A 17,231-nucleotide genomic window follows, 5' to 3' on the forward strand; every position below is an offset into this window, starting at 1 on the left:
GGACCGTCTCTTCGCCCTTGTCACACGCCCATTCTCGCCAGCATTGCGTGTCGCAGAACGACAGCTCCGCATGGTCGTCGTAAAGGTGCGAGTTGGTTGGCGAAATGTCTACGTTGCAGTTTGCGCAAGTCATTGCCAGTCGAACCTCGCTTCGACTGGCGTGATTAGCGTTAGGTTTTTAATATATTCTCTGGTCGTTCCGTACTTTATTGCGTGAAGATGCTTAAAACCAACCGATGATTCCGTTCGTACGTCTGCAATTTCACCGAAGTAAGTGGATCCGTTCGATAGGACAAGTTTTGCAATATCGCCCTTCTTGAACTCGTTAGGCTTGCGTCCGATGGCGGCCCACTTCGCCAGTTCGGCTTGTTGCGCCTTTGCTTCCGCAACTTCTTCATCGGTTGCGCGGACGATGTGCTTAGCTTTTGCCCATCGAAGTTCTCCGCTAATCAACGATTTCATTCGGTATGGCGTTTCAGATTTATCGTCCTCGACAATTTCTACGATTTCGCCTTCGGGAATGCTGTTTTCGTTATAAATAGTGCTGGCGTTTACAACCTTCGCATAATCACCGACCTTGAACGTCTGCCCCTTCGGCTGCCCGTCCGTCACCGGCGCGTAAACCTTAACGTTGTCGACCGTGCGTTTGTTGACGTTATTGTAAACGCTCAGGCAGCCATTACCGACATCGTCTACAACGGTCATATGTTTACTTACCGGACCGTAAATTTTACCGTTCGTAAAATAGTCACTATTCGTAGCCGTAAACACTACGACATCGCCCGGCTGTGCTTTACGGTCAACTTGCGAATATTCCGTGCCATTGTGCGTGATCGACGTGTCGGCGCTGACCTTTTCATAAACTTTGAACTCTTCCTCGGTATACATTGCAAAGCTTGTGTCGCCGTTATCGCCAGTAATCACAAGGTCACCGTCACAGTCGACGTCCTCAACCTCGTAATATTTTCCGATTGTCAAATCGTCGTCGTCCGTTTTGGTGAACTTTACGAAGTCGCCCACTTTCGGCTCGCGATCGGTGACTAGGCGGTACTGTTTCGACACTTCAACCGATATACCGACCCGCATCATCTCCGCATGGATCGTCGCTTTTAATTCCTCCGCAATTTTATCAACGTCCAATGGTCCGTTCAAACTTACGTTTACCGTGATATTATTTAAATTCGCCATTACGCAATCGCCCCTTTTTCGATATTGATACTGCCGTGCAACTCAATCCAACGTTTCTTTGCCGTTTGTTCCGTCGACCAATACTCCGCGTGACCTACGCATTCGAACATAAAAGCACGAGTGCCGTCAACGCCAATAATATAGTCGCAGTCGTCCGCTGTGTATGGCTGACCGTTGCCCTTTCGTGCATAGACCACGAGTGCATTGTCGCGGTCGGCACGTATTCGCAACGTCTTAACTTGAACGCGATAACTTTGACCATTCGCCGGATCGCGCGCCAGGAAGTCGTAGACCTCCGGCACTAACGGCTTGGCAACTTCCCATCCGAGCGTCTCCATCATTCGAGTGGCTGCGGTTAATTCCGATATTGCTCCGATGATTTGCGTTTCATGTGCCATTCTTTCGCCTCCAATCCATCAATGAATGCGTTAAATGTGATAAGGAAGAACATTGCGCCAATGAATACGTTACTAGGTTTAACCCATCCGGCACAGTATCCGACGAATAGTAGCAACCAGATAATCACATTAAAATAATTAAGGTATTTCATACGATGTCACCTCCTATTAAAAATCGTACTGCTGCCCGCTAGCATCGCCCGCTTGTTGTTGCTCGCCGCCAAGCACCGACTTGTCAACCGAGCCGTCCGTCGCCTCTTGTAATAGCGTAATGATGTCAGCTTCTTCGCGGAAGTTAGCGAGGTCAGCGTAGCCGAAGTCGAATCCGATAAATGCCTTTGCCGCTTCGATAACCGCGTCGTCCAGCTCAGCCGATTCGAGTGCGTACGTCTTGTCGGACTGTTTGATGAACACCGCGTCGCCCACTAGCGAATAATCCTTGTTGAACTTTTTCGCTGGCTTTTCGGCCTTGTCGTAGTCGGCGATTAAGTTGTTCGCATGGAACTCGGCAACGTCGATGACTCGATACGTGTTGTATTCGGGGTCGAACACCGGAATCATGAAGAACATTTTGCGTTTGGCGCCCGCCTTGCACGAAATACACTCGGATTTGCCCGGCTTGAAGTACGTAAGCAGATCCGCATTGGCTTCCTTCGGCGAGTGCAAGCACGTATGCTTGCGGAACTTATGCACCGTTTTGCCTTCGAAAACCTTGTCCTCATGCACGAAGTAAACGTACCAATCGTCAGGCTGTGCGAGGATAACGAACGTTTTGCCGTCCGCGTTGACTTCGCCGTGTCGGCCCATGCGGACGTATCTCGTTACGCCTTCGGGAAATTCCGAATCCCCTTTCGATGCTTGATCGCGTGCCTGTTCACGCTGTTTTAAAATGTCGCGAATACTCATTTTATCTACCTCCATTTGTAGTTTCGAACGCCGGATAATTCCCGCGCCCGTGGACGTTCCGGAAGCGCATAGTCCTGGACAGTTGGCCGTGGGCGCAAGGCTCCGCCGCCTGTGTCAGCGCTTTGATCCGGAACATTCACGGACGGGCGGCTTATTCGCCGCTTGCCCGCCATGCTGATATTGCGCTAAGTACCGCACAGATACCGAAGAATGCCGTAATAAATTCGATCATATTATTTCGCCGCCTTCGCCCAAGTATTTCCGTAAAACGCAACGTATTGCGCTTCGATTTGCTTGCGTCGCTTATTGCGTTTGACTTCGTTTAAGTTGACGACTTTCACCTTAGACAGCCCCTTTCGATATGTGAACTAACGCTTGAACTTTCCGCATCTTTTCGATATGCACTTTCGCAATCTCTTCCGGTATATCGGCGATGCGAAGTTCAATCGCTACAATTCTCGCTCTATACGCTATCTTTTTAGCTAGACTTCTTACGGTTGTAAGCCGATAGCGAATATCGGATAACTCACGCTCTAGTTCGGCTTGGAACCGTACAAGTTCTCGAATCTTTCGCGCTTCCCAGCGTTCAAACTTTCGCAACTCTTCGTTATATAGCCCGGCGAATTTCTTCGCTAATCTCTTCGTGATGGTTCCCGATTTAACACCGTTCGCAGGAAAGGTCGTTTGTAGGTAATTATCGTACATGCGAAAGATGAACGTTTTACCTTCGTGTACAAACATTCGGCTGGGCTTTCCGCCGTATCCATAAGTAACAGTGACGAACTCAAACTCGCGAAAGTGTTTACCGAGGTACTTGTTTAATTCATCCGGAGTCATTCCGTATCGTTCTTCCGCTCGTTGTTTTGCGTGTTTGTCAATTTTCGGCGGCTGCGTAATTTGTTTGACAATTAATTCATCCGCAACGATCATCCGAGACGCACCGCCTTTATCGTCGGCAACTGCTCCGAAAGATTTATTTCCTTTTCGTAATCTTTTTGTTGCATAAGGCGTTCTATTTCTCGCAAAAACTGCGTATAATTTACGGACATGACGAAATCACTCCCCCTTGCAATACTTGTCGAAATTAGTTATTATTACATTTGTGTTAATAGTGTTTACGCTTTAACGAACAAGACGTATAATGAAAATAAGCGTAATTAGGTCGTAATGCCTAAGGGACTTAATTCGCTCATAGCGCAACTAAATAGTCACGGTGAGAGCCGAATTGTTTAGTATCATACTTCGCTGCCAGGCGGGTTAATGCGCGTAATACTTTCGAATGGTGAAATCCTAATTCCTTCGCGATTGCCGTCGCTGTTGGTTTCGGGTGACTAAGGAACGCTTCAACGATTGCCGTCGTTGTTTCGTCCGCGCCGTTCAGAAGGAAGTCGATCAGTTGCCGCTGGTCGGCTTTTTTCTTTGCGGTAATATGTTCTTCGAGATTAAAATCGTCTACAAATTCGAAGATTGCCGTCTTCTCATTATCCGAATCCAATCCGTAATCCTCGTATTTCCTTTTTACCTGTAACTTTCGTAGTAGAGACTTAAATCGATTATGAAGCGAAAAATTAAATAGTTTTACGAAGTCACCTCCGTCAGCCTCGATCGAATCTACTACTCTCATAAAAGTTTCATCGAACAATTCCTGCGCTTCGTGCTTGCCGGCTAGAAACGCTGTAGTTGACGCCCAATAATTTAACTTCGGTTGGTATTCCGATAATAAATTGCGATAAACTCTTTCGAAATCAATCTCGCTTTTGGTTAGGATGTACTTCGCAATCATTTCGTTAATTTGTAGTTTTCTAGATTCATTCATTTTAAAATTCCTCCCTTGTAATAAGTATGACGCTCGTCAATTTGGATTCGCGCACTTTTGTTAAAATTATTTTTAGTTCGTTAGTTCAAGTACTAGCTTGTCCTAATAGTATCATCCATTAATGCAAATCATTGGAAATTTTAGAGATTTTTCGAAAGTTAAAAACACTGAATTTTCTATGTAAAAAGAAAAAAGGAGAGTGGTCAACTCTCCTTCAAATTAAGTGCTTGGGGTTTATTAAATTTTAGTGTCCGCCACCGCCTGGGTCAGCTTTGGCAGGTGCTACCACCGTGTTGTCTTCTAAAGTTGCCGCGGATGAACTAACCGCAGTCCCTCCAAATATGATCCCAGCTAGTAATGCGATTGCTAATAGTTTTTTCAAATCATCCATCCCCTTGTCTAGTTATTTTTATTCGGCCATTAATAGTTCGGCCATTGTTTTATAAGTTTCATTTTCTTTTAGATGCCGGTACGGGAGATTGGCATAAAATCTATCCCCGTTCTTGCTGAAAATTATTAGCGCATTCATGAATAGTGTCATATCGCCTGTTGCTAAAGCTTTATAGTAGTACTTAAATCCGCTAGCTCCGTTTTCTTTGATTGCCTCATCGATTAATTCACGCGCTAATTCTTTGTCCCCACTCACCGCCTCGTAATGTGCAATTTCGGAAATGTCATTCGTTTTTGGGCGCTCTTTATTTTTCCCCCAAATGTTGTTAATAAAAGGTATGTCGCAATTATCAATAACTGCTATTTCTTTGTGTCTTCCGGATTCGTTTAACAACTCTCGATGTCTCATGATGTGCCCCAAGCACTTTTCGTGGTTTTCGAATAGGAATGACATTCCTAATAAGTATGACGCGCTAGTTGTGAAAGTCGCGCTACAATTTGAAAAAATTATTTCTTCGGCAAGTTTTCTAGCTTCGTCAATGTTATAAAGCTTGTACAGATTAACATACGCCATTACTTCTTTAAGTCGCATACTATAAGAATCCCGAATATATTCTTCTTTTATTTTACTGATAGTAATCTCTAAACCGCTAATTAGTGAATTCATCGTTTTGAAATCGGATAACTTATAGCGACACCAAACTTCCGTAATTGTTGAAAGAACTTGCATTTCGATTGATTTGGGCGCGAATCCCCTTATCTTAATTTTAATATCCTCTGGTTTTTCTCTCTTTAGATAACAAGATAAGATCGAGTAACCTTTTGCCCACTCATTCATCGTTTGGTCAGTTCTACTTGTGGTTACCTTTTCTATAAGTTCGTCTAGTTCTTCTATTTGTCGGTTTACTGCCAGGTATTCTAAGGCAAAACGCACATTCTTAGGTGACTCGAATTTTAAGCACCATCTTTTGAAGCGAGTTATGTACTCATTCTTATAGATGAATTTAGCAATTTCTAAAAGGGTTGGGAACTTCATTTCTGTCCCGTTTTTTAAGTTGGTCAATGACCCAGGCGACAATTTGACGGCTATAGCTAAGTCTTTCCAGGTGATTTTTTTATCGAATAAATCCATAGCTTCTTCAATTTCAGCTGCAATCATTGTTCCCTTCCCCTCCCGCTTACTTTACTATTGGTTCTTCTTTGGATTTTCCTGTGTTTTATCAATCACCCAAACATTTCCGATTTTCTTTGCTTTTACCTTGCCTTGAGAACACAGGTTTTTTATATAACTTGCCTCTAATCCCCATAATTCTGCGGCCTCTTTTACTCCAATTACATTTTCAAGCACAATTCTCGCCCTCCTTAATATGCGCTTACGCACGTCTTATTAAGAATATAACACAGTGCGCTTACGCATGTAAAGGAAAATATATACTCTTTGAAAAAATAATTAAAATAATATAAAATAGGAAGGCATCCCATTATTTGGAGGTGTTTATTACGATCAAAGTCGGAAAGTGCCGCATTCAAGAGTTACTAGACGCGAAAGGTATGACGCAACAAGAACTCGCGGCAAAAACCGGTATGAGTAAATCGTTCATCAACGACAAGGTACGAAACCGAGGCTCACACGGAATGTGGGTCGATAGCGCAAAGAAGATTGCTATTGTACTAGATTGCTCGATTGATGATCTTTACGAATGGATACCGGAAGGTAAGAGCGAACGATAATCGATTCGCGCGCCTTACCTCGGCAATGAGTACGTAAATTAACGAACTTTAACGTGTATTGCCCTAACACTTTCCGACTTATCGACCGCATCCCTCAACGCTTCCGCACCGCATTTCACCAGCGCCTCATTCGCATCTTTTCCGCCAGTTACATACGCGTGCCTTATCCGAAGCAAGCCCCGCAACGCCTGTTCGACTTCCGTCCGCAGTTTGCCGCCTGCTTTGTCGTTATCCGTCGCGATAATCAATTCCTCGATAGGCGATCGCATAATCAAGTCCCGTTTGACTGCGTTAAAACTCGCCCCGCCAACCGCAATCGCCGCGTAGCCTGCTTGTCGAAAACTCATTGCGTCTATTTCCGCTTCGCATAAAACCGTCACTGGCGCCACTTTTTCAATCCCGTAAATTAAATCGCGAACCGGTATACCCGCGCCCGACCGATCGTACCAAAACACTTTGCCGCGTGTTTTACGGTACTTAACATTCGCAAGCCTCCCGTCAGGCAATCGCCATGGCAACACGACAGCTCGATTTCGCTCGTCATACAAAACGCTCATTTGCCGCTGGACGTCTGCGCTTATGCCACGCGATTCCAAATACGAATAGTTTTCGGTAAAATCCGCTAACACACGCTCGTTCAACGGCTGCCTAACCCGTTGAAATTTTAAGCGTGGTGGTTTTATCTTAATATCGGTGGTATCGTACGAAAATCCATAGGCGTTTAGCAGGTATTCTTCGGTTTCCTCGTAGGTCTCATTGCGCAGAAACGACAGTAATTTAACGAGGCCCCCGCTTGCCCATTCCGTGTCGTACGCGCCCGAATCGCTCCATGTGCCCGCCGGCCAATCGCCGTATGGTTCGAGCCGGACGAAGAATGACGGTGTTTGGTCGTAACGAAACGGGCTGGCTGCGAGTAACTTATCGCTGGTCCAGCGTGGACGAGTCCAGTTAAATTCGCGTAATTCCGCTTCAACGTCAATGTCGATGGGTTGCTTGCGGACATGTACGATTGCCATTCGATGACCTCCCTCGTATTATAATCCGATTTCCAATTTCTCGTAAAACGCCAAATTCGGTGATTTTCAAAAACGTCCCTAGTAGGAAAAGTGGTCTGACCTCTTATTTTTGCCAATTTGCTCCGTTTTTCTTAAATTTAACATTTTTGCTAAAATCCGAAATGACTCGCAACGGCCTCGCCTGACTCCGGCTGCTTGACGATGCCGACTTGCGGAATGTATAGGATTTCAGCGCTTTGCCCTTCGCCTCCATCGCGTCCCTTGTTCAAGCCGATCAGCCCGCGCCCTTGTTTGTAGTCCGTGTCGACTCCGATTAGCAAATACGCGTCTTGTAATAACTGCTTCGTTTTCGCTACGTCTTTACGTTGCGGTAGCTCCAATTCGCGATTGCCTTCGTCATCTTCTTCGGTAGTAGTTTCATCCGCCTGTGTTATCGCGAATATCACCGTTTGCGTCGAACCGGCCAATCGTCTTAGCTTTTGCGAAGTGGCTGCAGCGTCCCCGCCCGTTGTTTTGCTCGTGTTCTTTTCGTAATCGAGGTAATAAAACGGATCGACCATCACAACGTCAGCTTTTGTCGCAAGTATATCGGCTTCAAGCGCCTGCAGGTTGCGGTTTGAGAAGTCCGCGTCATCGACCGCTCGCACCGTGATATTGCCGGGCATTAAATCGTTGAGTTGTTCGACAAACGCACGGAATGCAACTTCGAATTCTTCGCTAAGTTTTCCGTAGCGCAACTCGCTTGAATCGAAACCAGCCGCCATGTCCAAATTTCCCACCTGCGCAGTCGTTACGCCCCGCCTTGCCGAAATGCTGACGAATATTCGCACGAGCACCTCGAACCAGCCCATTTCCATCGCCCAAATTAGCACGTTCGCGCCCTGGAACGCTGCCTCGATACATTCTTCGAGTGTGATGACGGACTTCCCTCGCCCCGACTTTCCGTAAACGGTGTAGACGTTTGACGAAACATAGCCGCCGACCTGTTCGTTGATAAAGTCGAACTTGCTCCGCCATATGCGAAAGGACTCGCCGGCCTTGCGCCGTTCGTACTCTGCGAGGAACTTTTCGCCATCGTGTTTGACGTCTGTTCCTACTTTGTTTCGAACACTTGTTCTCATTTTAATACTTTCCAGCTCCGTTTGCAACCACTCGAAATAGGAAAATATGTCTGACGTGCCTAACTCGTCAAATTTTTGCGATAATTCACCCGCAACATGTCGGCCCCGCTCGTCCGTTCGCCCGCTGACTAATTCGATGAACTCACGTTGTGCTGCGTGTTTTTTGATTTCGCGCGAAAGAAATTCGTAGCTGTCGCCAACTTGTGGCGTATATGTGAAATCGGGGCATTCCGCCGTAAGAGTCGCGTACGACGGTGCTTGGCCTCGGTTGCGAGCCGCGTAGTCCTCGATGAATCGATAAACTTGCCGTTCGCCTACCGTTGGCATGTCGCGTTCGGTGATATTAAATCGTGCGAGTGCTGTCGGATTGTTCTCGTCGACCACTTTCGAGAATAGTAGATTTGCGTAATGCATTCGTCAACCTCCTACATGTTAGTGGGAAACTCTTCTATCATTCAGTTTCTTTATCTGATGTGAATTTTTCGCAAGCCCATGTTTTTGACGTTGGCTTATTAAGTCCGCTTTTTTCTTTAGGACAATCTGATTTTTTCATCCAATGTTTACAATCTCCGCATTTAGCCACTTTCTCCACTCCTTACTTTTTAGACTGATAAACATAATGCTTATTGGGTTTCCAATCTAATTGCTGCTATTACATTTATTGTTGTAAAACTAAATGCAGTAATTGTGGAATGAAGAAGAGCATTTAGCTTCTTCGTCCCTTTTTAATTTACTTACTCTATCTTTTGTTTCCTTAAATATTTAACGCTGTTTCTGCTATCCTTTCGTACCTTATGGCAATGTCTGCCCATTCGCCTTTACCGTATGGCTCAAGAGCAATTTCTTTTAATGCATTTTCATAAGTTTGGAGTTTTTCTTCGAGTTGCCTTCTGCTATATACAGGCTGCAATGCTACGTTTTCTAACTTTAACCGTTCAATTTCCCGCTGCTGTTCGCCCATAAAAACCAACATACTATCAAACACTTGCATAACACCTAGATTGGCATTTCGTTCCTCTAATGCTAATCGCCACATTTGCACTTTATCTTTAAATTCCAAATTAACTCCTCCTACCTTGTGTTTACTTAAATCTTTTTACTGCGAACTACTTTTTTCTTAAATGGCTTGAATGTTCTTTTTAAAATCCGATATTCCCACAAAGGCAACTTGTACTTTATCCAAATATATTCCCTACTTCTCATATAATCCTCCTTATTATCTTTTTTAACTATTCATTTTATTGCCACATTGAGGGCAAACGATTATATTTACAGATGGCTTATATGTTGCTTTGAACCATAATCCACATTGCGGACAACCGATTTTATTAGTTACCTTCACAATATTTATTTTCACAAAAACTAAACCTCCTTTCTGCTATTTAACAAAACTATCATTTTGTTTACTAAACAAAAAATACCGCCTGTTTATCGAACAGTACGGTATCTTTATTTCTCATGTTTCAATTATTTCGCTTTTACTTGCAAATCTTTGTTAATACTCAAGACTTCTCCAGTTGTAAATGTGATAATAATCTCCTTATCTGTTTTTTCTAATTTCTGTATTGTTTTTCCCTGTAAATTTAAATATTCCACTTAAAACACCGCCTTTAAATTAAATATACTATGCGATACCGTACTATTCAATTGTCAAAGAACAACATGTTAATCACATCCTACCTTCTATTTCGCATTCCTTTATTACATATTTTATGTCTAACGCGTCCCTTACTACTATTACATCCGATCGCTCTCGGCGTTAAAACTGTGTTATAAAATATTTTTAATTTTTTCTTCGATCTCCGCCTGCCTCTCGCCATACTCCGCATCGCCAAACGAATCGGCCATCGCCTTGTAATCGCGATACTCGTCCAGCAGCCCGTCAATCTGCTCCGCCTTGGTCGGCTCCTTTTGAACGTACATGTTAATCACTTCTGTTCCATATATCGCTGGAAACAGCCATGCTTCGTTATACCACTCGCCACCTTCCTCGAATTGGTACGCGAATATATCGATGCTATACACGTACGCACTTTGGTACACCGTAGCAATCCACGGACGGCTGACTTCGTGCGCATCCATGCCGTCGAGGACGTACGGGTCATATACGATAACTAGATCGCCAGGCTCGTATATCGGTTCGAGTTCAATGGCGGAAGGCTTGCGTTTGAATATCCGTTTAAGCCAGTTCATTCGGTCGCCTCCTTCTCGTAGATGTTTCCTACGACTTCAAACGACCGATATTCGTTTCGCGTTAGTTCAAATAGAGAAAATTCGTCCGTACAAAACATTCCTTCATCAAACGTTACTATTTGCGGAAGATGGCGATCAGAAATATTTAGAGTATCGCCTTCATAAATCTCGCACCCATTCTTATCGTGCAAGCCGGTGGATTGCATTAAAATTAAGTTGTGGTCACGATTCCAGCCGATTATTTCGCCGTCTTTAAAGCTGTCGGTATCAATACTAATCGGCAGACCGTGGAATCCTACGGCTAATATCGATGGCCATTCCTTTACGCTATCAACATCGTTTTCATATCTCATGCGATTTTCTACTTGATCCCATGCTCGAAATTTATACGCCCTCACTACCTCCGCCCCCTTTTCGACTCGCCTACGAATGATATTTCGAGGCACATGTCGCGCATCCTATCATATAATCTCGCATCGAAAACTTGCGCCATGTCCTCGATTGGCAAATTCGATGTATAAATCGTTGGCATCCCGTTCGTAGTCCGATGGTTAATTATCGCGTGAATGTACGATCTGAACGCCTCGCTTGCCGAACGAACACCTATATCGTCAAGAACGGCGAAAGGTGCTTGCTGTGTCCGTTTGATGGACGCCTTAATCGCCGACATGCCCGCGTCATCGTTCGTCATGGATGCGAGATTATAATCGGTCTGGAACGAGTTGACGTCGAGAAAGTAAGCCGGCTGCTGTAACGGTTGCAGCCCCCGCTTGATCGAACCGACGTAATGTGCGATAAGCCATTCGTTTAATAACGCGCTTGCCGTTGTCGTCTTGCCCGTTCCAGGTGATTCCGAAAATAGATACAAACTTTTTACGCGTTCGCCATTCGCTTCGAATTGCCGTTCGAATGTCTTGACGTAAGCGTCCACCGCCCGATAAACCTCCGCTTGACTCGCACGGGCTGGTGAATTGCTTACGGTCACCAGCCGATAGTCTTTCGGCACGCCAGCCGCTGCCACACGACCGCCTGCGCCGTTAAGGCCGTGCATACCGATGAAATGCGGGCAATGTGCGTTACAAGTTTCGGAGTCTGCGAGTTTACAACTTTGCGATAATAAGCATTTATTTGCGTGATTCATAGTGTCACTCCTTTCGCTAAACTACTTTCGAAATAGTCGGCGTAAGATTTTCGTCAAACGACACCATCACGAAATGATAGTCGTCCTTATTTACCCGTGCGTTTGTCATCGCGCTTTTTATATAATTAATTTTCGGATAACCGATATGCGTTCCGTTTTTCTTTCCACCAAAGAACTCGCCAGTCGATTTATTTACCGCCATAAAGCACTTATTCAACTCGCCACTCCCCTTTCCGTTCGGCTTCCGTCATGCCAACGACGTTAAACACGCAAGCCTTTTCGCCAATCATTCGCGGCGCCAGCTCGGCGGCCGTATAGCGTTTGCCTATTACGCTTACGACCGCTGGTGTGCTGGTGGTTAATTCGGATATTGCCTCGACTAGGTTCATTCGCAATCACCTTCGTAAAGTTCGAACATATCGGCAACTCTCGCACGAGCGTCGCGCCAAACCCCGTCGGGCAAGTCAGCGAGTTCTAACTCGTCTAGTATTTCTTCCGTTCGGCTTTTCGCTTCGCCTTCGAGTTCCGCCGATTTTGCCACGCGATGAAATTCCGGCGTGCATGTCGTCATGCCTTTTACGTTATTCATTCGTTTACCTCGTCGCGTGTGTCATCTAATACAGGATGCTTGTCTACTCCATCGTTTCCGAAGTGCGTAAACGCTTTTGTTCCGACTTCATCACCCCTAGCGTCGTATACTATTGTTAGGTTTCCTTCCCCGTTAGTAGGGCTCATCGCGTCTACTCGGTAGTTCACCTTCCGATGCCAGCTATCATGTTTTGGGAATGTTACGATATCACCCACTCGAATCTCCGTCGGCTGCGGAGCGTTGAGATATTCGGCTGGCACTTCGAGGCCTAGCGCCCTACGAACCGCAATAGCCTTTCCGATATGTGCGTTGAAACAATCGGACGGGGCGCACTTGGCGATTCCTTTTGCGTGCAACTTCTTCGTACCACACCCTTTTAATAGAACTACGACCGTTCGATTCTCTTTATTAACGATATAATCAGCGTAACAACCTCGACCGTTGGGGGCCTTGAAGATCGGTTCTCCATTAGTTTTTGAAACGCTAACTTTTAACTCCGCCACGTCGCGCTTGGCCTGTTCGATAATGTCATCGCGTTGTTGTTGCGGTGTTTTTGGTTTCGGAGTTATCGTCTCCCCCGCGTGTAGCGTAGCAACTTCCGTTTTAATGACCGGAGTGCTTTCGATTGTGTACTTCGTTAATTCACCGACAGCGCTATCGATTTGGATTCGCTGCGCCTCCGCCTTGAAATCTCCGTGAACGAACATTTGGTCAAACGTGCCTACACCGTCATATGATACGAATACCAAGCCGGGCATTTTCGAAAAGTTTAGCGAATAGGTGCCGTCGGCATTTTCGGTAAAACCGATTGTTTCTTGATAATCCGGTGTTGGTACCGCCTTGACTAATAATGAACCGCGTTTTTGTAATTCCATACCGATCGCCTCCGTTTTGTTTTCGATAATTACCTCGTATTCGCTTAATAACACTAAGCACGTATCATTAGGCTTAACGTACACAGCACCGCTACCATCTTCTCGTAAGCTCCTGACTTTTAAGATGTCTCCGTTTTGATAACGTTCCTCTCCGAAGTCCCTACCCGTAATTAAAATGCGCTCCCCTACGATTGCCTTACGTTTTACAGTGTTAAATTTCGTCATATTTCCGATTCCTCCTCGATTATTGGTTCGTTATATACAGTTGCGGGAACAGCTCCGGGTTTTCACCGTCACAGCCATTCGATCGTTTCTTCCGTTATTGGCGCCGATGTTTCTTGCGCCCTTTCCTTTCTCGCATGCTCCGCCAGCACCCGCGCCCATTCAGCCGTTTTCCACTTCCACAACCACGTAAAGCTAACTGTCGGATATTGCGGAGTGCACTTGTGGTTGCGGAAACATTCGTCAATGAACGCCTTGACAACTTTATTCGGATATTTGCGCGGCTTTGCGTTCTTGCCGCGTGTGCCAATTAGGTTGCCGATCAGCCCGCGCTCCACTTGCCAGTTTCGTCCTGGAGGCGTGTACTCGGTACCGTAAACTTCGAAGTGCCGGTCGACTATATAATCGAGAAAATCGTTGGTTGTCCATTTGTCTACTGGCTTTTCGAGATATTTACGGGCGGTCATTCGCTATCGCCTCCTGTGCGATTATAAATGCGTCTCCTAACGAGGCGACTTCTCCGTTAATAATTCGACTCAACGCGTCTGAAAGTCGGTGATTATCCGCTTCCAACTCTCCATGACTTATTCGCCACTTTTCGCGATTTTCGGATAATTGCTGAATGGCTTCGTTAAGACGTTCAATCTCCGCAATCAGCTTCGGCACATCTTCGCGAGCGTGGGCGATGAACTCGGCGTTAGAAACTTTCGGAATTTCTGCGACAATCCATCGCTTATCTCCGACGAACACTTCTGCGCTATCTAACCCGTATTTTACAAACCACGGACCTGACGTTGCCTTTTCCACTCGTTCGCGTATTGCGTCTAGTTGTTCGTTAGTTAATCGTTTCATTCACTTGCCTCCTTGTAAATATCGACTTTCTTGCTATAAATCGGAATGCCGAGGAACCGCTTGACAATGTGCTCTTCGCCGACCTTTTCGTAAGTGACGTCGCGAAATATTGCGTAGTTACTATCGTGTACATAGACATTTTTACCTGTCCGTTCGTTGAATGCTAAGATGCAATCCCCTGATATAGATAACGCGCTAACTATCGTCATTTCATTTCCTTTATTGTAACGATTGCTTAGTGAGAAGTTGGCGTGTGTAGTAACGATTCGGTCGCCAACTTCCGGCTGTTTGTCGAGGTAAACTCGTTTGGTGTATCGTGTCATTTAATCGTCTCCTTTAAACCGTTTCTAATCGAAATTATTTCGTTATAGTTAATCGTGACGTATTCGCAACTTGCGATGGTACCGACCGGACTAGCGTTCATATTGTTAATGCGATGTTCTGCGACTACGATCGTTTTTCGCAGTCGTTCAACCTCCGCTAGTAACTCGAAAACGTCCTTAGTCATATCTGGCGTTACGGTCCACCGATAGAAGTCCTCGCCCGTTTTCATAAAGCGTTTTACATCATCGTCAATCCGCGAATATTTTACGTTTAGTTGTTCCGTATTAACCATTGCGTTTCGCCTTCCTTTCGCTTGATTTTAGCCGCCTCAACTTCTCCGAAGGTATTTCTTTTACTTCGCGTCTATCGCGTCAGTACGGCTTTAATTTCGCGCCTAATCGCTTGTATTTCGCCGAGCAATTCCGCCACCGACTCCGCGCTACTATCTCGCTGTGTCTGTTCCGCAATCCAGTTCAACGCCTGCTCGACCGTTCGGCAATACGCAACCTCGCGCCATTCAGTCCGTGGCGTTGGGTCGGCGCCCTCCGCTTCTCGTTTCGCCCAGCCGGGCGCTTTCGTGGGATCGACGATGTGCTTTCGGTTGACAATGACTTGCATCGAGTCGGACGTTAGTTTATACGTAGAATTTACCGTGATATTTAGCGACATTTACCTTCGCCTACCTTTCGTATTAGTTCGTGCGTTAAGCGTTTATTTTGACGGGAAAACGACGGGAGAAACGTACGTATGCTCATGCGTTGATGCCTTCGATTTGTATGCCGAGCAGGTCGAGCGTTTTACGGATGCCCGCCCGTTCGCGGTTGTTGCGGTGATGATTCTCACTATACACTGAAACGTTACTGTCACTTAACTCATCGTAGTATTCCCGCACCTTTTCATCGGGCGACTTTTCGATTTCGTAGCCATTGAGTAGTGCAGTCATTAATTTGTCGGAATTGCCTTCGTGTTCTAAAACATAGGTTGCAAGAGTCCAACCGACGCCTGCTCCACTACCATTCGTCATGGCAGTTGCGATAATAGCACCGTTACTTCTCCCTCTTTCACGCATGTTTTCGATTGCCTCCGCGACTTCGCGTGGTAGCGTTACTTTCGTCATATTAACGATTCCCCTTTCTAATTTCGATTTTATTTCGGATTGCGACATATCAAAAAATTAAAATACCTACTACTACACCTAACCAAAAAAACCAAAAGAGTGTATAACAAGCCTTGATATTGCCAAAAATTTTTCATTTTACATTACCACCCTTCACTATGTCGCTATACGCAAATATTCTCTTTCTTTTTCCGACAATTCCGATTTCACCCACATCTGCTATATAATAATTTTCTATTACAATATCTGTACTAGATAAAGGAATTATCATTTCTGCTCCAATTCCTTCTAGCGTGCTGATACACGATTCAATTCTAATGTTGTCTACCCAGCAAACTTCTTCATGATATTGCTCATTTACCGCAACAATAAATTCATCAGTATTATTGAAATCACTTGCTTTTCCGTATGCTATACCCCCGTCTTCTGAAAATGTAATATGTTTTGTTTTCATTGTTTTTCCTCCTTATTTTTTGTAATCTTTATATTTTTTCTTTTCCGCAACGGGAACAACGGTAACTAGGTGGTCCGATTAGCCACCTGTGAGAAACAATCCAGTTATGACCTTTTAATAAACATTTAATCACTTTTTCCCCCACCTTTCTTATTGCGCTTAATGTGTCAATTATGAACTTCTTACTTTCAAACCTTTGCGATCATTCGCTATCACCTATATTCGCTACTCTTTAATAACTTTCGCGAAAATAGATATTAATAGAATCGTAGCGGCAATAGGTGCTTTTGCTATTGGCGCAATGTATTTATTCTTTTTAAAAGAATTCTTTTTAAATACATTCTTTTTCATTAACGCTACGGTAGGTTATAATCTCCGCACACGTAGAGTATTATCTACTCATAGATAGATTAGCGCCCTTTTCCTTGCCGAGTAATTTACCGATCGAGCCGCCCTGCCTAACGACGACTTGACGTAATTCTTCAGCTATTTGCGTTTCTTGATCGCGAAACTGCACACGGTCTAACGGGTCGTGAACGATGTAATAAATCTTGTCCTTTCCGCGACCGCTCGGCTTGCGCTCGATCGTCACCAGCCCGCTCGCTTCGAGTATCTCATCGAGGATAGGCAGCGTGCTAAACGATAGCTGAAACTTTTCTACGATACCATTTCGCCCACGCCATGCCATGCCTTGGTTGTAGCTGCTTTCGTCGTTGTTTCGGTAGCGCAACAAGTACAAGTAATACAACGTTGCCTTGTCGCCGATATACGGATGGTACAGGTCGAATATTTCGTGAAATAGCATCGTGAAACCTGACCGTGTGTTACCTGTGCGAATGTATGCGTGTGATTGCGTCATTAATGCGTGACCTCCTTCGGTGTGATGTACGAGTGCCTA

The 17,231-nt window shown here is 45.1% G+C and carries 28 protein-coding genes; 1 reads left to right on the forward strand and 27 read right to left on the reverse strand.

Features of this window, described 5'->3' with window-relative positions:
- Positions 1-129 precede the first annotated feature (129 nt).
- The 8 genes from V7149_RS00350 to V7149_RS00385 all read right to left on the reverse strand — a co-directional run bounded on the left by V7149_RS00350 (position 130) and on the right by V7149_RS00385 (position 6,046).
- Entirely contained in the window at positions 130-1,188 is a 1,059-nt protein-coding gene (locus tag V7149_RS00350; protein WP_335343697.1) for a hypothetical protein, read from the reverse strand.
- The gene (locus V7149_RS00355) at positions 1,188-1,586 is read right to left on the reverse strand and encodes a hypothetical protein (protein WP_335343698.1); all 399 of its coding nucleotides are present in this window, start codon (positions 1,584-1,586) and stop codon (positions 1,188-1,190) included. Before V7149_RS00355 ends, V7149_RS00350 begins: the two co-directional genes overlap by 1 nt.
- A gap of 168 nt (positions 1,587-1,754) precedes the next feature.
- Positions 1,755-2,492: a single-stranded DNA-binding protein gene (locus tag V7149_RS00360; protein WP_335343699.1), complete on the reverse strand. Its 738-nt coding sequence runs from the start codon at positions 2,490-2,492 to the stop codon at positions 1,755-1,757.
- Positions 2,493-2,834: 342 nt separating this feature from the next.
- Positions 2,835-3,422, reverse strand: coding sequence for a hypothetical protein (locus V7149_RS00365; RefSeq protein ID WP_335343700.1), 588 nt, complete (start codon positions 3,420-3,422; stop codon positions 2,835-2,837).
- A 259-nt stretch (positions 3,423-3,681) separates the two neighbouring features.
- Positions 3,682-4,308, reverse strand: a complete 627-nt coding sequence (locus tag V7149_RS00370; protein WP_335343701.1) for a sigma-70 family RNA polymerase sigma factor — start codon at positions 4,306-4,308, stop codon at positions 3,682-3,684.
- A gap of 244 nt (positions 4,309-4,552) precedes the next feature.
- On the reverse strand, positions 4,553-4,690 hold the full coding sequence (locus tag V7149_RS00375; RefSeq protein ID WP_335343702.1) for a hypothetical protein: 138 nt from the start codon (positions 4,688-4,690) through the stop codon (positions 4,553-4,555).
- A 27-nt stretch (positions 4,691-4,717) separates the two neighbouring features.
- Positions 4,718-5,857: an AimR family lysis-lysogeny pheromone receptor gene (locus V7149_RS00380; RefSeq protein WP_335343703.1), complete on the reverse strand. Its 1,140-nt coding sequence runs from the start codon at positions 5,855-5,857 to the stop codon at positions 4,718-4,720.
- A 27-nt stretch (positions 5,858-5,884) separates the two neighbouring features.
- Entirely contained in the window at positions 5,885-6,046 is a 162-nt protein-coding gene (locus tag V7149_RS00385; protein ID WP_335343704.1) for a helix-turn-helix domain-containing protein, read from the reverse strand.
- 143 nt (positions 6,047-6,189) lie between these two features.
- On the opposite strand from V7149_RS00385, the gene V7149_RS00390 reads away from it, so the two are divergent.
- A complete protein-coding gene (locus tag V7149_RS00390; protein WP_335343724.1) occupies positions 6,190-6,429 on the forward strand; it encodes a helix-turn-helix domain-containing protein in 240 nt (79 codons plus the stop codon).
- Positions 6,430-6,467: 38 nt separating this feature from the next.
- Here the strand turns inward: V7149_RS00390 and V7149_RS00395 are convergent, their stop codons facing one another.
- The 19 genes from V7149_RS00395 to V7149_RS00485 form a co-directional block, all read right to left on the reverse strand.
- On the reverse strand, positions 6,468-7,445 hold the full coding sequence (locus V7149_RS00395) for a toprim domain-containing protein (RefSeq protein WP_335343705.1): 978 nt from the start codon (positions 7,443-7,445) through the stop codon (positions 6,468-6,470).
- A gap of 149 nt (positions 7,446-7,594) precedes the next feature.
- Entirely contained in the window at positions 7,595-8,980 is a 1,386-nt protein-coding gene (locus V7149_RS00400; protein WP_335343706.1) for a DnaB-like helicase C-terminal domain-containing protein, read from the reverse strand.
- Positions 8,981-9,017: 37 nt separating this feature from the next.
- The gene (locus V7149_RS00405) at positions 9,018-9,149 is read right to left on the reverse strand and encodes a hypothetical protein (protein WP_335343707.1); all 132 of its coding nucleotides are present in this window, start codon (positions 9,147-9,149) and stop codon (positions 9,018-9,020) included.
- A 171-nt stretch (positions 9,150-9,320) separates the two neighbouring features.
- Positions 9,321-9,626: a hypothetical protein gene (locus V7149_RS00410; RefSeq protein WP_335343708.1), complete on the reverse strand. Its 306-nt coding sequence runs from the start codon at positions 9,624-9,626 to the stop codon at positions 9,321-9,323.
- 407 nt (positions 9,627-10,033) lie between these two features.
- On the reverse strand, positions 10,034-10,162 hold the full coding sequence (locus tag V7149_RS00415; protein ID WP_335343709.1) for a hypothetical protein: 129 nt from the start codon (positions 10,160-10,162) through the stop codon (positions 10,034-10,036).
- Positions 10,163-10,336: 174 nt separating this feature from the next.
- Positions 10,337-10,759, reverse strand: a complete 423-nt coding sequence (locus tag V7149_RS00420) for a hypothetical protein (protein WP_335343710.1) — start codon at positions 10,757-10,759, stop codon at positions 10,337-10,339.
- Entirely contained in the window at positions 10,756-11,157 is a 402-nt protein-coding gene (locus V7149_RS00425) for a YopX family protein (RefSeq protein WP_335343711.1), read from the reverse strand. Before V7149_RS00425 ends, V7149_RS00420 begins: the two co-directional genes overlap by 4 nt.
- On the reverse strand, positions 11,157-11,900 hold the full coding sequence (locus V7149_RS00430) for a DNA replication protein (RefSeq protein WP_335343712.1): 744 nt from the start codon (positions 11,898-11,900) through the stop codon (positions 11,157-11,159). The genes V7149_RS00425 and V7149_RS00430 overlap by 1 nt, the downstream gene beginning before the upstream one ends.
- 16 nt (positions 11,901-11,916) lie before the next feature.
- The gene (locus V7149_RS00435; RefSeq protein ID WP_335343713.1) at positions 11,917-12,117 is read right to left on the reverse strand and encodes a hypothetical protein; all 201 of its coding nucleotides are present in this window, start codon (positions 12,115-12,117) and stop codon (positions 11,917-11,919) included.
- Positions 12,110-12,289, reverse strand: a complete 180-nt coding sequence (locus V7149_RS00440; protein ID WP_335343714.1) for a hypothetical protein — start codon at positions 12,287-12,289, stop codon at positions 12,110-12,112. The genes V7149_RS00435 and V7149_RS00440 overlap by 8 nt, the downstream gene beginning before the upstream one ends.
- Positions 12,286-12,489 carry a hypothetical protein gene (locus V7149_RS00445; RefSeq protein WP_335343715.1) on the reverse strand — a complete coding sequence of 68 codons (204 nt, stop codon included), beginning with the start codon at positions 12,487-12,489 and terminating at the stop codon, positions 12,286-12,288. Before V7149_RS00445 ends, V7149_RS00440 begins: the two co-directional genes overlap by 4 nt.
- Complete coding sequence (locus tag V7149_RS00450; protein WP_335343716.1) at positions 12,486-13,589, reverse strand: hypothetical protein; 1,104 nt, start codon at positions 13,587-13,589, stop codon at positions 12,486-12,488. The genes V7149_RS00445 and V7149_RS00450 overlap by 4 nt, the downstream gene beginning before the upstream one ends.
- Before the next feature lie 68 nt (positions 13,590-13,657).
- On the reverse strand, positions 13,658-14,053 hold the full coding sequence (locus V7149_RS00455) for a hypothetical protein (RefSeq protein WP_335343717.1): 396 nt from the start codon (positions 14,051-14,053) through the stop codon (positions 13,658-13,660).
- Positions 14,040-14,438, reverse strand: coding sequence for a hypothetical protein (locus V7149_RS00460; protein ID WP_335343718.1), 399 nt, complete (start codon positions 14,436-14,438; stop codon positions 14,040-14,042). The genes V7149_RS00455 and V7149_RS00460 overlap by 14 nt, the downstream gene beginning before the upstream one ends.
- Positions 14,435-14,761, reverse strand: a complete 327-nt coding sequence (locus V7149_RS00465) for a hypothetical protein (protein WP_335343719.1) — start codon at positions 14,759-14,761, stop codon at positions 14,435-14,437. Before V7149_RS00465 ends, V7149_RS00460 begins: the two co-directional genes overlap by 4 nt.
- A complete protein-coding gene (locus V7149_RS00470; protein WP_335343720.1) occupies positions 14,758-15,054 on the reverse strand; it encodes a hypothetical protein in 297 nt (98 codons plus the stop codon). Before V7149_RS00470 ends, V7149_RS00465 begins: the two co-directional genes overlap by 4 nt.
- A gap of 459 nt (positions 15,055-15,513) precedes the next feature.
- Positions 15,514-15,879, reverse strand: a complete 366-nt coding sequence (locus tag V7149_RS00475; protein WP_335343721.1) for a DUF1642 domain-containing protein — start codon at positions 15,877-15,879, stop codon at positions 15,514-15,516.
- Between the two features lie 133 nt (positions 15,880-16,012).
- Entirely contained in the window at positions 16,013-16,333 is a 321-nt protein-coding gene (locus V7149_RS00480) for a hypothetical protein (RefSeq protein WP_335343722.1), read from the reverse strand.
- Between the two features lie 391 nt (positions 16,334-16,724).
- Positions 16,725-17,192 carry a hypothetical protein gene (locus tag V7149_RS00485; protein WP_335343723.1) on the reverse strand — a complete coding sequence of 156 codons (468 nt, stop codon included), beginning with the start codon at positions 17,190-17,192 and terminating at the stop codon, positions 16,725-16,727.
- Positions 17,193-17,231 lie beyond the last annotated feature (39 nt).

It is taken from the genome of Bacillus sp. JJ1503 (genome assembly GCF_036965125.1).
Classification (GTDB): Bacteria; Bacillota; Bacilli; order Bacillales; family Cytobacillaceae; genus Cytobacillus.